The following is a 13,742-nucleotide window of genomic DNA, read 5'->3' as shown; positions in this document are numbered from 1 at the left end:
TTGCTGTCCGTTTATATTGTCTAGTTCAAGGCAAGTTCATCACGGTGAATCATTTCATCCCGGCCAGAATAGCCCAGAATTTCTGTAATCTCACCACTTTTATGGCCGATGATCCGCGCCGCATCGTCAGAGGAATAGGCGACCAGACCCCGGCCAAGTTCAATATCCGCCGTATTTACGACCGTCACAAGATCGCCGCGCTGAAATTCACCCTCCACCTGTGTCACACCGGCAGGCAGCAGACTTTTCCCCGATTTCAAGGCTTTTTCCGCACCGGCATCGATGGTCAGGCGACCACTGGAGGAAAGCCCTGCGGCAATCCACTTCTTGCGTGCCGAGCGGGGCGTGTCGCGGGCGATAAAACAGGTGAAGTTTGCCCCTTCCTGCATGGATTTCAGCGGATGAGCGATCGTGCCGCTGGTAATAAACATATTGCACCCGGCGGCCATGGCAATCTGGGCTGCCTTCAGCTTTGTTTCCATTCCGCCCCGGCCCACATCGGTTTTGGTCTTACTGGCCATGGCGAGAATATCATCATTCAGGTCCGTTACCTCGCGGATAAAGCGGGCATCGGGGTTGGCTTTGGGGTCCGCCGTATAGAGGCCGTCGATATCGCTGAGCAGGACCAGACAATCGGCCGAGATCATCTGCGCGACGCGCGCGGCGAGGCGGTCATTATCGCCATATCGGATTTCACTGGTGGCAACAGTATCGTTTTCATTGACGACGGGCAGGGCGCCAAGGGCGAGCAGGGTGCTGATGGTGCTGCGGGCATTGAGGTACCGCCTGCGTTCCTCCGTGTCGCCGGGAGTGAGAAGAATTTGCGCCACCTGAATGTCCTGCAGGGCAAGGATTTCCTGATAGGCGTGAGCGAGCTGGATTTGGCCGATAGCTGCCGCCGCCTGACTTTCCTCCAGTCGTAAGGGACCGTTCCTGAGGCCGAGAACATGCCTGCCCATGGCAATGGAACCGCTGGAGACAATCAATACTTCCTGTCCCTGTGAACGCATTCCGGAAATATCCTCGGACAGGGCGCCCAGCCATTCACGGCGCAGCTTGCCGGTACTGCTATCGACCAGCAGGGCGGAACCGATTTTGATAACGATACGTTTCGCACGTGTGAATCTGTTGATCAGGGGCGCCATGTTTCCGCTTCTTCTCCGGCCTGTTTTCTTTGCTCCGCCTCTTGCTCGGCGCGCTCTTCAGCCTTGCCCGCATCCACGACTTTGAGCAGGTCGAACAGGAGCGGTTCCACATTTTCGCCAATGACGGCAGAGATGACATGTACGGGCTTTCCCGTGATTTTCTCGATGTCCCGAACCTTTTTGGCAAGGTCTTCCTCGCTGACGGAGTCCATCTTGTTAAGGGCAACGACTTCCGGTTTCGCCGCCAGCCCCTCGTCATAGGCCGCCAGTTCGCTGCGGATTGTCCTGTAGGAGGCCGCGACATCTTCTTCGGTGGCGTCTATCAAATGAAGTAGAACACGGCAGCGTTCCACATGCCCAAGGAACCGATGTCCGAGACCAACGCCTTCCGATGCCCCTTCGATAAGGCCCGGAATATCGGCAAGCACAAACTCCCGCTCGCCAACGGCGACAACCCCGAGCTGCGGCACCAGGGTGGTGAAGGGATAATCGGCAATTTTCGGTTTCGCCCGGCTGGTGACGCTAAGGAAGGTGGACTTTCCGGCATTTGGAAGCCCAACCAGCCCGACATCGGCGATCAGCTTCAGCCGCAGCCATATCCACCTTTCTTCTCCCGGCCAGCCGGGTTCGAATTTACGTGGGGCGCGGTTTGTCGATGTCTTGAAGGCGGCGTTGCCGCGTCCGCCATCCCCACCCTTGCACAGAACCATGCGCTGACCGACTTCTGTAAAATCGGCGATCAGGGTTTCATTGTCTTCTTCCAGAACCTGTGTCCCGACAGGGACTTTCAGAATGATATCGGCCGCGGCCGCCCCGGTTCTGTCCTGCCCCATGCCATGGCCGCCATTCTTGGCCTTGAAATGCTGCTGATAACGATAGTCGATGAGGGTGTTGAGGCCTTCCACACATTCAATAATAACGCTGCCGCCGCGGCCGCCGTCGCCGCCGTTCGGGCCACCGAACTCAATGAATTTTTCACGCCGGAAGCTCAGCGCGCCGGGACCGCCGTTGCCGGAACGAAGATATACTTTTGCCTGATCGAGAAACTTCATGGATGCCGCCTGCTGTCTTGTCGTGTGACCAGTGTAATATGATATGTTCCGGTCAATAAAAAAGGGGAATGGCCGGACCATTCCCCTTCTTCAAAATCCTTTAACCGTGTGCGGCGGGCGTCAGGCCTGCTGCTCTACGGATACATAGATCTTTCCGCCACTTTTCTTGGTAAATTTAACATTACCCTCGGTAACGGCGAAGATGGTGTGATCCTTGCCTATGCCAACATTCTCGCCCGGGTACCATTTGGTGCCGCGCTGGCGCAGAATGATGTTGCCCGGGATGACTTTCTCGCCGCCGTATTTCTTGATGCCAAGGCGGCGACCGGCTGAATCGCGACCGTTACGGGATGAACCGCCAGCTTTTTTATGTGCCATTTAGATTACTCCTCGGTTTTCTTGGCCGCGGCCTTCTTCGGCGCCGCTTTCTTGGCGGGGGCTTTTTCCGCAGCGGTTTCGGCCTTTTCTTCCTTCACGGCGTCGGTTTTCGCTTCCGCAGATTTTGCGGCAGACTTCTTGGCGCCCTTTGCGGCAATGTCCGTGATTCTCAGAACAGTCAAATCCTGACGATGACCTGCCTTGCGGCGATAGTTCTGACGACGTTTTTTCTTGAAGACGACGATCTTGTCGGCGCGGGCCTGCTCCAGCAGGGTGGCGGAAACAACGGCGCCATCCACAAGCGGTGCGCCAACTGTCAGGGCGCCATTATCGCCGGAAATGGCCAGAACCTGGTCCAGCTGTACGCTATCTCCGGCTTCGCCTGCGAGGCGTTCCACCTTGATAACATCGTCTTTGGCGACTTTATATTGCTTGCCGCCGGTTTTGATCACTGCAAACATGGCTGATCCGTTTCGAACATGTTGAATGGCCCGCCAGAACCGATTTTCCAGCGCACCGTAATTGAAGGGCGCAATATATCCATGGTCCGGGCGAAGTCAACATGATTCCGGCGTCGTTTCGAAGTTTTTAAGCCATTCTCTCCTTGCACCGTTATATCCCATGCGCTACAAGCCGATTTCCGAAGATAATTCAGGTTATCCAGCCCTCTCGCGAGGGGGCGAAAGCCTGAACCTGCATGCGGTCGGTTGGCAGAGTGGTTGAATGCGCCGGTCTCGAAAACCGGTAAGGGTGCAAGCCCTTCGAGAGTTCGAATCTCTCACCGACCGCCACAGTCCCTCCCGCTTCAATTAGAGGCATCCGGCTCCCCCTGAATGGGCGCGGGACCGATGCCGACATAATTAATGTGGCAATTGCCTGTTTTCAAACGCTTTGCTTTAGCGTCCGGAATGGACAGCGCCGCACAAATTGTCGCATGCGCTGCTTTGTCACGCAATAATATGCTATACTTATGATATTCTCATGCAGTCTTCGAATATTTATGAAGGTTATACCGTATGTTTGATATCAGCGCCATAGATCTTGCAAGATTGCAATTCGCATTTACGGTATCATTTCATATCATCTTTCCGGCGTTTTCCATCGGCCTTGCCAGCTATCTGGCCGTGCTGGAGGGGATGTGGCTGTGGAAGAAAGACGCCCGGTATCTCGAACTTTTCAACTACTGGAAGGTGATTTTCGCCATCGGGTTTGCCATGGGCGTCGTGTCGGGCATTGTCATGGCCTATCAGTTCGGCACCAACTGGTCGGTCTTTTCCGACAGGGCCGGGCCGGTCATCGGGCCGCTGATGGGGTATGAGGTGCTGTCCGCCTTTTTCCTGGAGGCGGGGTTTCTCGGCATCATGCTATTTGGCGAGAAACGTGTCGGCCCGAAGCTGCATTTCTTTGCGACGCTGATGGTGGCGGTTGGTACGCTGTTTTCCGCCTTCTGGATTTTGTCGGTCAACTCCTGGATGCAGACCCCGACCGGCTACATCATAAGCGAGGCCGGACAATTCGTTCCCGATGACTGGCTGGCCGTGATTTTCAATCCGTCATTTCCCTATCGCCTGGTGCATATGGTGCTGGCCGCGTATCTCACAACGGCCTTTGTCGTCGGGGCGGTCGGGGCGTATCACCTTCTGCATAATACGGCGGACCGGAATGCCCGGCTGATGTTTTCCATGGCCATGTGGATGGCGGCGCTTGTGACCCCGGTCCAGATATTTGCCGGAGACCTGCATGGTCTCAATACGCTTGAACATCAACCGGCGAAGGTGGCGGCCATGGAAGGACATTACGAGAATGCGAAAGGAGCGCCGCTCATCCTGTTCGGTATTCCTGACAATGAACGCGAAGAGACACTCTATTCCATTGAAGTGCCGCGCCTGGGATCGTTGATTTTGACCCATAGCTGGGACGGAGAGATTCAGGGGCTGAAATCCTTCCCGAAAGAGGACTGGCCGAATGCCTTTATCGTCTTCTGGTCTTTTCGCATCATGGTTGGTATCGGCCTGATCATGCTGGCCATTGGAGGGTGGAGCCTGCTCTGCCGCTATCGGGGCCGGCTGTATGAAGACAGGTGGCTGGCTCGCGCGGCGGTCGCATCCGGGCCGCTCGGATTTGTCGCGGTCTTGTGCGGATGGATCACGACCGAGGTCGGCCGCCAGCCCTGGACTATCTATGGGGTGATGCGAACATCCGAGAGTGCGTCTCCGCTCAATGCTTCGGAAGTCGGAACAACGCTGCTTGCCTTCATCGTCGTTTACTTCGTTCTGTTCGGGGCGGGGGTATATTACATGCTCAGGCTGATGAAGAAGCCGCCATCAGTCGATATGGACGATGATGCGACGGACTTGAAGCGGGCGCTGGGCATTACGGCGGCGTCAGCCACTCTTGATGCGGCGGATAGTTGAGCGGGGGGAAAATATCATGGAACTCGATTTACCTCTCATCTGGGCAGCAATCATTGCCTTCGCCATCCTTGTCTATGTCGCGCTTGACGGGTTTGATCTTGGCATTGGCATTTTGTTTCCCTTGGTTTCGCCGCGAACGGGGCATCGCGATGATATGATGAATTCGGTCGCGCCGATCTGGGATGGTAACGAAACCTGGCTGGTGATGGGTGGCGGGGGATTGCTGGCTGTATTTCCACTCGCTTATTCGATCGTGCTGCCTGCGCTCTACATGCCGATTATCGTCATGCTGCTCGGGCTTATTTTCCGCGGTGTGGCCTTCGAATTCCGTTGGCGTGTCAGTGAAAAGAACCGGATCTGGTGGGATCGTTCCTTTGCTTTCGGATCGCTGGTTGCAACTTTTGCGCAAGGGATCTGCCTGGGTGCCCTGATCGAAGGGATTGATGTGGTCGGCCGCAGCTATGCGGGCGGGCGGTTTGACTGGCTGTCTCCCTTTTCGGTGCTGACCGGCGGCTGTCTCGTTGTCGGCTATGCCCTGCTGGGGGCCACATGGCTTGTCATGAAAACGGAAGGCGATTTGCAGGCGCGTGCCAGACGTTTTGCGATGATTTCCGGTGCAGGGACGCTTATTCTCATCGGCGTTGTCAGCCTTGTCACGCCGTTTTTGGATACGGAATATCACCATCGCTGGTTTGAGGGGCCCAATCTTATTTTCAGCATTTTGGTGCCGTTCCTGCTGGCGATCTGCGCGGCGGTTCTGTTCCTGGGTCTCAAAAAAGGGCATGAAATTCGTCCCTTCTTTGCGGCGCAGGGGATTTTTCTGCTTTGTTATATCGGCATTGGGATCAGCTTTTACCCCCGTATGGTACCGCCGCATCTCACCATTTGGGATGCGGCCGCCCCGGAGACCAGTCTGCGGTTTATGATCGTGGGAACGGTTGTGCTGGTGCCCATTATTCTGGCCTATACAATTCATAGTTACTGGGTTTTCCGCGGCAAGGTTGACAAGGACGGAGGATATCACTGATGTCCCCACGTCTGCGGCAGCTTCTCTGGTTTGTCGCGCTGTGGATTCTGGGCGTTGCGGCAGTGGGTACTGTAGCGTTCATAATTCGGTTGATTTTGATGCCGTGAAGCCGCTTGCCGAATAACCAAATATCGCAACTCTAACCCTTTATGAGAGCGCAATAATTCAATTTACGTCTAATCCCTCTTGCGTCGAATAAATCTCTGACATACGGTAATATAGCGAGATATCTGATCAGCTTTTTGGAAGGGAGTTGGTTGGAATGCGCGATGATATCTTATGCGAAGATATAGAAATGATGCCTGATTTCTGTACTTACAGCAGGATTTCTGTCCGGGGGGAGCTTAATGGAATATTTTTTACAGCAGTTGATTAATGGGATCACGCTGGGGTCGATTTATGGCCTGATCGCCATTGGCTATACGATGGTCTATGGCATCATCGGGATGATCAATTTTGCTCATGGCGACATCTTTATGGTGAGCTCCTTCATTGCGCTGATTGTCATTACAGCGTTGGGGGTCACCGTTTCGACCGGCCTTGGCATGACATTTCTGGCGCTGATACTGGTTCTGGTCTCGGCCATGGTGATTGCTTCGGTTTTCGGCTGGACGACAGAGCGGCTGGCCTATCGTCCCTTGCGCGGCTCATTCCGTCTTGCGCCGCTGATCACGGCGATTGGTATTTCCATTGTCCTGCAAAACTATATCCAGATCACACAGGGCGCCCGGGTGAAGCCACTGCAACCCTTGATCGCTGACGGATACACCCTGATGACGCGCGTCGATGCAAATGGCGAGTTTGCGGTACAGATCTCCAATATGCAAATCCTGATCATTGTGGTGACGATTGTGTTGATGACCATCTTCTCGCTGATCATAGCCAAGACATCCTTGGGGCGGGCGCAACGCGCCTGTGAGCAGGATCGCAAGATGGCCTCGCTTCTCGGCATTAATGTGGACCGGACCATTTCCACGACATTTGTCATGGGGGCGGCGCTGGCGGCCGTGGCCGGGCTGATGTTTCTTCTCTATTATGGGGTGATCGATTTTTTCATTGGCTTTATCGCGGGCGTTAAAGCTTTTACCGCCGCCGTTCTCGGCGGTATCGGATCGTTGCCGGGCGCGATGCTGGGCGGGCTGGTGATCGGATTGATCGAAACCTTCTGGTCGGCTTATTTTTCTGTCGAATATAAGGATGTGGCGGCGTTTTCCATGCTGGCAATCGTTCTGATTTTTCTGCCGCAAGGCTTGCTTGGTAAGCCTGAGGTGGAGAAAGTTTGATGACCGATACGGTAAACAGCCCCTCACGAGCGGGACGTCATTTTGACATTCCAAAAATTGCCAAAGATCTTGTTGTCACGGCATTGATTGCGACGGCGATTTTCGGCTCGACGATTGCCTTCCGGACAGTTTCGGCCTCTGGCGGGCTGTCATTGGAGCTCCGGTTCGCAGAGGCATTCTATGTGATCGCGGCTGTCGTATTTGGGCGCTTGCTGCTGTGGATTTTCTTCTGGAGCAAGGCGCCCGGCCAACCCGCAGTATCCGTACCGACCGGCCTCAAACAGGGGTTTCGAGCGTTCGGAGCAAAGTTCGGCAAGGTTTTCGGACCGGCCATGCTGCTGCTCGCCCTGGTCTTTCCCTTTCTGCCGACAACGGACCGTTATCTGCTCGATCTCAGCATTCTGATCCTCACATATATCATGTTGGGGTGGGGGCTGAACATCGTTGTGGGGCTGGCGGGGCTGCTGGATTTGGGATATGTCGCCTTTTATGCCATCGGCGCCTATTCCTATGCGCTGCTGGCCCAGTATTTTGGCTTTTCTTTCTGGATGTGCCTGCCGCTGGCCGGTATTCTGGCGGCCTTTTGGGGCATTATTCTCGGCTTCCCTGTCCTTCGGTTGCGGGGGGATTATCTGGCAATTGTGACCCTTGCCTTCGGGGAGATCATCCGTGTTGTCCTGCTCAACTGGTATCAGTTCACGGGCGGACCCGATGGGCTTTCCGGCATTCCGCGTCCGAGCTTCTTCGGCATCCCCTTCAATCGAAGCGAAGGCGGTTTTGCAGACCTGTTCGGACTGGACTATTCCTCTATCCACAGAATTATTTTTATGTATTTCCTGATTCTGGTATTGGCGCTGATCACCAACTTTGTGACCAATCGCCTGCGGAGGCTGCCAATCGGACGGGCGTGGGAAGCTTTGCGTGAAGATGAAATTGCCTGTCGCTCACTGGGGCTGAACACCACATCGGTCAAGCTGACAGCCTTCGCGATTGGCGCCATGTTCGCTGGTTTCGCCGGATCTTTTTTCGCAACACGGCAGGGGTTCATATCGCCGGAAAGTTTCACTTTTATTGAATCGGCGCTGATCCTGGCGATTGTCGTGCTGGGCGGCATGGGATCGCAGGTCGGCGTGGTTATTGCGTCCATCGCCATGATCGGCGGGTTTGAGCTGTTCCGCGAGGCGGAGCAGTACCGCATGTTGATCTTCGGGCTGGCCATGGTGGTGATCATGATCTGGCGTCCACGCGGTTTGATTTCAACCCGCATTCCGTCCATCTTCCTGAAAGAAAGAAAAGCCGTGTCGGCAGATATGGTCGCGCAAGGGGAGGGACATTAAGATGGCGCATGTCATTGATAACCCGGTCCTGACTGTCGAACATCTCAGCATGCGGTTTGGCGGTCTTCTCGCCGTGGATGACCTGTCCTTTATGGCAGGGCGGCAGGATATTACAGCTCTGATCGGGCCGAATGGCGCCGGTAAAACGACTGTCTTCAATTGCATCACCGGCTTTTACAAACCGACAGAAGGATGTATCACGGCCCTGCATGAGAATGGCGAAAAGTTTCTTCTGGAACGTATGGATGATTTCAAGATCCCGAAAATTGCGAAGGTTGCCCGGACTTTCCAGAATATCCGGCTGTTCGGCGGGATGACGGTTCTTGAGAATCTGATGGTAGGCCAGCATAATCCGCTGATGATTGCCTCCAATTATACTTTTGGCGGCATTCTGGGGCTTGGCGGATACAAGCGGGCGGAAAAAGAGGCGATTGAATTTGCCAAATACTGGATGGCGCAGGCCGGGCTCATGCATCGCGCCGATGATGCGGCAGGCGATCTTCCCTATGGGGAGCAGCGCAAGCTGGAAATTGCGCGCGCCATGTGTACGAAGCCTAAATTGCTGTGCCTTGATGAACCGGCGGCAGGCCTCAATCCACGCGAATCGGAGGAATTGAACAAGCTTCTCCTGTTCATTCGCAATGAGGCGGCGACCGGCGTTTTGCTGATCGAGCATGACATGAATGTGGTGATGGGTATTTCCGATCATATCGTTGTGTTGGACTATGGCAAGAAAATCGCTGACGGGACGCCGGAAGAGATCCGCAATGATCCAAGCGTCATTGCCGCCTATCTCGGCGTTCCCGATGAAGAGGTGGAAGAGGTGGAGCAGGAAATCGATGAAATTGAAGAAGGGGCGTCATCATGAGTTCTGGCCCGCTTCTTCATGTGAAAGATGTCGAAACCTATTATGGTAAAATCCAGGCGCTCAAAGGAGTGACGCTTGATGTCAATCCGGGCGAAATCGTGACCCTTATCGGGGCCAATGGCGCAGGAAAATCCACCCTTATGATGACAATTTGCGGCGATCCACGGGCGGCGATCGGGCAAATCATCTTCGATGGTAGGGATATTACACAATTGCCGACCCATGAAATCACCCGACTGAAAATTTCACAGTCACCGGAAGGCCGCCGAATTTTCCCCCGCATGACGGTTTATGAAAATCTGATCATGGGGGCGACCACCTCGGATGCGGTTCATTTTGATGAAGATCTTGAGCGGGCCTTTGAACTGTTCCCCCGCCTGAAGGAGCGCCGCGACCAGCGGGGGGGCACCCTCTCGGGCGGAGAGCAGCAGATGCTCGCCATTGCCAGGGCATTGATGGCGCGGCCGCGGCTCTTGCTGTTGGATGAACCGTCTCTCGGGCTGGCGCCGCTGGTGGTCAAGCAGATCTTTGAGGCGATCAAGCTACTGAACGAAAAAGACGGCCTCACTGTTTTTCTGGTCGAACAAAATGCTTATCATGCGCTCAAGCTCGCGCATCGCGGGTATGTCATGGTCAACGGCCGCATTACTATGAGCGGCACGGGCAAGGAGCTTCTCGCGAGCGAGGAAGTCCGGGCAGCCTATCTTGAAGGGGGGGCTCACTGATGGGAATTTTGTGGGAAAACAGCTTTCTGACCTTCCTGTTCGTGACGGTTCTCGTTGGGGGAGGGGCTGGATATCTGGCCGGGCGGGCCCTCGCCTCAAGCTGGCGGCCGATCCCGCAGCTTATTTTTTACATGCTGCTGCTTGCCGCCGCGGTCAGGTTTTTCCATTTCTCTCTTTTCGAGGGAACGTTGCTGTCCTTGCAATATTATGCCGTTGATGCCCTTGTGCTGATCGGTATTTCGCTATTGGGTTACCGGGTGACGCGGGTGCGTCAGATGGTGACGCAATATCGCTGGCTTTACGAGCGTGCGGGACCCTTCTCATGGCGTGAAAAGAAGGCCGCCGGAGAATAGTGTTTCCCGAATATTCGCATTCAACTTTAAGTAAAAATTTGATATATTTGTGAAAACCAGCGTACGGTAGAATTTGTTTTTCAATCAACTGGGAGTGTGAAAATGAAAAAGATTTTAGTTGCCATGTCGGCACTGTCGATGGGCATGATGATGACCTCGACAGCGGCTTGGGCGGACATCGCCATTGCAACCGCGGGTCCGATGACCGGCCAGTATGCAAGTTTTGGACAGCAGATGAAAGCGGGCGCCGAACAGGCGGTGGCGGATATTAACGCCGCTGGCGGCGTGAATGGCGAAATGCTGACGTTGGAAATCGGAGATGATGCCTGCGATCCGAAACAGGCGGTGGCCGTCGCCAACCAGATGGCTTCCAAGGGCGTTGTCTTTATGGCAGGCCATTTCTGTTCCGGCTCTTCCATTCCGGCCTCTGCTGTTTATACCGAGGAAGGGATTATCCAGATCTCTCCCGCATCGACAAATCCGAAGCTGACGGATGAAGGCGGACCAAATGTCTATCGTGTTTGCGGCCGGGATGATCAGCAGGGTGTTGTTGCTGGCGCCTATCTTGCGGAACAAGCAAAGGGCGGCAAGAAAATTGCCATCCTGCATGACAAGACGGCCTATGGTAAGGGACTTGCCGATGAAACCAAGGCGGCAATGGAAGCCGATGGCGCAGAGGCAACCATGTATGAAGCCTATACCGCCGGTGAAAAGGACTATACGGCTCTTGTTTCTAAAATGAAGCAGGAAGGCATCAACATTGCCTATGTGGGCGGTTATCACACCGAAGCTGGTCTGATCGTCCGTCAGATGCGCGATCAGGGTATGGATACCCAGCTTGTTTCCGGTGACGCGCTTGTGACAGATGAATACTGGTCCATCACGGGTGATGCCGGTGAAGGTACGCTGATGACCTTCTCGCCGGACCCCCGGAAAAATCCGGGCGTTGATGAACTGGTCGCCAAATTCCGCGAAAAGGGCATCGAGCCGGAAGGTTACGTCCTTTACACCTATGCCGCGGTTCAGGCATGGGCACAGGCCGCAACAGCCGCCAAGTCTGTTGAAGAAGGCAAGGTCATTGAAGCCCTGAACTCAGGCAAGTTCAACACCGTTCTGGGTGAGCTGTCCTTTGATGACAAGGGTGATGTTACCCTGCCGGGTTATGTCTGGTATGAATGGAAAGATGGCAAGTACGACTATAAATAATTAAGTCTCTTGCGGACTGATATCGGGCCCCGGCAGCTTCGGCTTCCGGGGCCTTTATCATGTCCTATTCGCATCAGGGCAGGAGCCAGAGGGAATCTGGCGGAAGACAGACGGATAAAGGCTGGCCGATCACGTATGAGGCCGCCGCAAGGGGGGAGCTATAGGCTTCGAACATTGCGGGCCCGCATCGTAGGTGGAGTATTGTCCTCTCACCCAGAAATTGCCGGCCTTCCAGTATTGCGGTGATCCTGTTTGTTGCAGAGGAAGTCTCCCCGATAATAATATTTTCTGGCCGAAAGGTCAGAATACTCCCATGTGATGGCGTATCTGCGGGCATTTTCAGATGGCCGAGGGCGCATTCAAAATGGTCTTCCTTTAAGGTGCCGTCGATAAAATTTCGGCCGCCGAAAAATTCAGCGACGCTGCGGTCATGGGGCCGGTTGTAGAACGCATCCGGCGCGTCATACTGACGAAGCTGCCCGTGAAAGATCAGGGCAATCCGGTCGGCAAGCCGGACGGCTTCTGATTGGTCATGGGTCACGAACAGCATGGTCGTGCCGGTTTCGCGGTGCAGTTCCTTCAGCAGGGACTGCATTTCGAGGCGCAGAGAGGCATCAAGATTTGAAAAAGGCTCATCCAGCAGCAGAAGCCGGGGGCGGAGCACCAACGCCCGGGCAAGGGCCACTCTCTGTTGTTGACCGCCGGAAAGTTCGAAAGGTTTCCGCTTCTCCAGCCCGCGGATCTGCATAAGATTCATAATCGCATGCACGGCATCTGCTATTTCCGCTTTTGGCCGCCGCCGCATCCTGAGGCCAAAGCCGATATTTTCCGCAACGCTAAGATAGGGAAAAAGAAGATTGTCCTGAAAGATCAAGACGATGTCCCGTTTCTCAGGCGGCAGTGACAGGACGGAGTGTCCGCCGACAAGGATATCACCGGATGTGGGGAAAAGTAGACCCGCAATCATCTTGAGGATTGTCGATTTGCCGGAGCCAGACGGGCCGAGCAGGGCGGTCAAAGAACCGCTTTTGATATGCAGAGAGATATCATCAACGACGGCTTTGTCCGCGCCCGGATAAGTTTTGCAAAGATTTCGCAAGGCAACTTCTGTCATATCTGCCCCGTAGCGGTATAGGCTTGATTTCGGCCAGACATATAGCGGGCGGCAAAAACCAGCAGAATCATGCCGGGGAGGATATAGATCATGCCGATCGCGCCGGTGATGTCGTTACGCCCGGCGCTTGCGAAATTGAACAGCAGCAACGGTAAGGTCACAACCCGTCCGCCGCCGATCAGCAGAGTAAGAATATACTGGCTCCAGGAAACCAGAAAGGCGAAGAGGGAACCGATCAGCAGACCGGGCAGGATGGCCGGCAGGGTGACATATCGGAATGCCTGAAGGCGGTTTGCTCCAAGGCTGCGGGCCTGCGCTTCCGCATCCGGATTATAGTTTGCAAAAACGCCCGCCATGACCAGCACCATATAGGGCAGCGTCGGGATCAGATGCACGATCAGTACGCCGCTCATCGTTCCGGCCAGCCCCGCCTTCAGAAATACCACATGCAGGCCAAGGGCAACGGCGATGCCCGGCACAATTGTCGGCGCCAGAATAAGAAGCTCAATCAGGGCTTTCCCCCGAAAGCGGTAAAGCCCAAGCGCCCGCCCCGCCGGAAGCCCGATCAGGATGGATAAAATGGTGACGCCGAGGGCAATGATCAGGGTGGTCCCAAGTGCAGGCAGGACTTCGGATGTCGGAGAAAGAACATACTCCCAGGCCCGCAGGCTATAAGCGGAGGGGGCGATATCAGGGAAAAACCAGCTTCGGCTCACGGACCAGACAGCCAGCGGGACTAGCGGCAGGACAAGCCAGGTCACCAGCAGGGCAAGGGATAGCCACACAAGCGGGGACAGGCCATTTTTCGAACGGACAATATGCGTGCGTTCCTGCATTATT

The 13,742-nt window shown here is 55.0% G+C and carries 14 protein-coding genes and 1 tRNA gene; 9 read left to right on the top strand and 6 right to left on the bottom strand.

Features of this window, described 5'->3' with window-relative positions; genetic code table 11:
- Positions 1 to 20: 20 nt before the first annotated feature.
- The 4 genes from proB to rplU all read right to left on the bottom strand — a co-directional run bounded on the left by proB (position 21) and on the right by rplU (position 3,036).
- Positions 21 to 1,145 (bottom strand): glutamate 5-kinase, encoded by a 1,125-nt coding sequence (proB, locus tag CMN55_RS07195; RefSeq protein ID WP_293948914.1) that lies wholly within the window; start codon positions 1,143 to 1,145, stop codon positions 21 to 23.
- Positions 1,133 to 2,197: a GTPase ObgE gene (gene obgE / locus CMN55_RS07190; protein WP_293948913.1), complete on the bottom strand. Its 1,065-nt coding sequence runs from the start codon at positions 2,195 to 2,197 to the stop codon at positions 1,133 to 1,135. Before obgE ends, proB begins: the two co-directional genes overlap by 13 nt.
- 120 nt (positions 2,198 to 2,317) lie before the next feature.
- A complete protein-coding gene (gene rpmA, locus CMN55_RS07185; protein WP_293948912.1) occupies positions 2,318 to 2,575 on the bottom strand; it encodes a 50S ribosomal protein L27 in 258 nt (85 codons plus the stop codon).
- 5 nt (positions 2,576 to 2,580) lie between these two features.
- A complete protein-coding gene (gene rplU, locus CMN55_RS07180) occupies positions 2,581 to 3,036 on the bottom strand; it encodes a 50S ribosomal protein L21 (RefSeq protein WP_366931986.1) in 456 nt (151 codons plus the stop codon).
- A 240-nt stretch (positions 3,037 to 3,276) separates the two neighbouring features.
- Here rplU and CMN55_RS07175 point away from each other — a divergent pair.
- The 9 genes from CMN55_RS07175 to CMN55_RS07135 all read left to right on the top strand — a co-directional run bounded on the left by CMN55_RS07175 (position 3,277) and on the right by CMN55_RS07135 (position 11,788).
- A tRNA-Ser gene (locus tag CMN55_RS07175) sits at positions 3,277 to 3,366 on the top strand.
- A gap of 225 nt (positions 3,367 to 3,591) precedes the next feature.
- Positions 3,592 to 4,989: a cytochrome ubiquinol oxidase subunit I gene (locus CMN55_RS07170; RefSeq protein WP_293948911.1), complete on the top strand. Its 1,398-nt coding sequence runs from the start codon at positions 3,592 to 3,594 to the stop codon at positions 4,987 to 4,989.
- A 16-nt stretch (positions 4,990 to 5,005) separates the two neighbouring features.
- Positions 5,006 to 6,016: a cytochrome d ubiquinol oxidase subunit II gene (cydB, locus tag CMN55_RS07165; RefSeq protein ID WP_293948909.1), complete on the top strand. Its 1,011-nt coding sequence runs from the start codon at positions 5,006 to 5,008 to the stop codon at positions 6,014 to 6,016.
- 347 nt (positions 6,017 to 6,363) lie between these two features.
- Positions 6,364 to 7,299, top strand: coding sequence for an ABC transporter permease subunit (locus tag CMN55_RS07160; protein WP_293948907.1), 936 nt, complete (start codon positions 6,364 to 6,366; stop codon positions 7,297 to 7,299).
- On the top strand, positions 7,299 to 8,636 hold the full coding sequence (gene livM / locus CMN55_RS07155) for a high-affinity branched-chain amino acid ABC transporter permease LivM (RefSeq protein ID WP_293948905.1): 1,338 nt from the start codon (positions 7,299 to 7,301) through the stop codon (positions 8,634 to 8,636). The genes CMN55_RS07160 and livM overlap by 1 nt, the downstream gene beginning before the upstream one ends.
- Before the next feature lies 1 nt (position 8,637).
- On the top strand, positions 8,638 to 9,504 hold the full coding sequence (locus tag CMN55_RS07150) for an ABC transporter ATP-binding protein (protein ID WP_293948903.1): 867 nt from the start codon (positions 8,638 to 8,640) through the stop codon (positions 9,502 to 9,504).
- On the top strand, positions 9,501 to 10,229 hold the full coding sequence (locus CMN55_RS07145) for an ABC transporter ATP-binding protein (protein WP_293948901.1): 729 nt from the start codon (positions 9,501 to 9,503) through the stop codon (positions 10,227 to 10,229). Before CMN55_RS07150 ends, CMN55_RS07145 begins: the two co-directional genes overlap by 4 nt.
- A complete protein-coding gene (locus CMN55_RS07140; protein WP_293948899.1) occupies positions 10,229 to 10,582 on the top strand; it encodes a DUF6867 family protein in 354 nt (117 codons plus the stop codon). The genes CMN55_RS07145 and CMN55_RS07140 overlap by 1 nt, the downstream gene beginning before the upstream one ends.
- Positions 10,583 to 10,684: 102 nt before the next feature.
- A complete protein-coding gene (locus CMN55_RS07135) occupies positions 10,685 to 11,788 on the top strand; it encodes a branched-chain amino acid ABC transporter substrate-binding protein (RefSeq protein WP_293948898.1) in 1,104 nt (367 codons plus the stop codon).
- Positions 11,789 to 11,861: 73 nt separating this feature from the next.
- Here CMN55_RS07135 and CMN55_RS07130 read toward each other — a convergent pair whose 3' ends face one another.
- Together CMN55_RS07130 and CMN55_RS07125 are read right to left on the bottom strand one after the other, a co-directional pair.
- Positions 11,862 to 12,902: an ABC transporter ATP-binding protein gene (locus CMN55_RS07130; protein WP_293948896.1), complete on the bottom strand. Its 1,041-nt coding sequence runs from the start codon at positions 12,900 to 12,902 to the stop codon at positions 11,862 to 11,864.
- A complete protein-coding gene (locus tag CMN55_RS07125; protein ID WP_293948894.1) occupies positions 12,899 to 13,738 on the bottom strand; it encodes an ABC transporter permease in 840 nt (279 codons plus the stop codon). Before CMN55_RS07125 ends, CMN55_RS07130 begins: the two co-directional genes overlap by 4 nt.
- Positions 13,739 to 13,742 lie beyond the last annotated feature (4 nt).

The sequence above is a fragment of the Sneathiella sp. genome, from assembly GCF_002694385.1.
In the GTDB taxonomy this organism is placed as follows: Bacteria; Pseudomonadota; Alphaproteobacteria; order Sneathiellales; family Sneathiellaceae; genus Sneathiella.
This window is presented reverse-complemented; position numbering and strand designations above follow the sequence as displayed.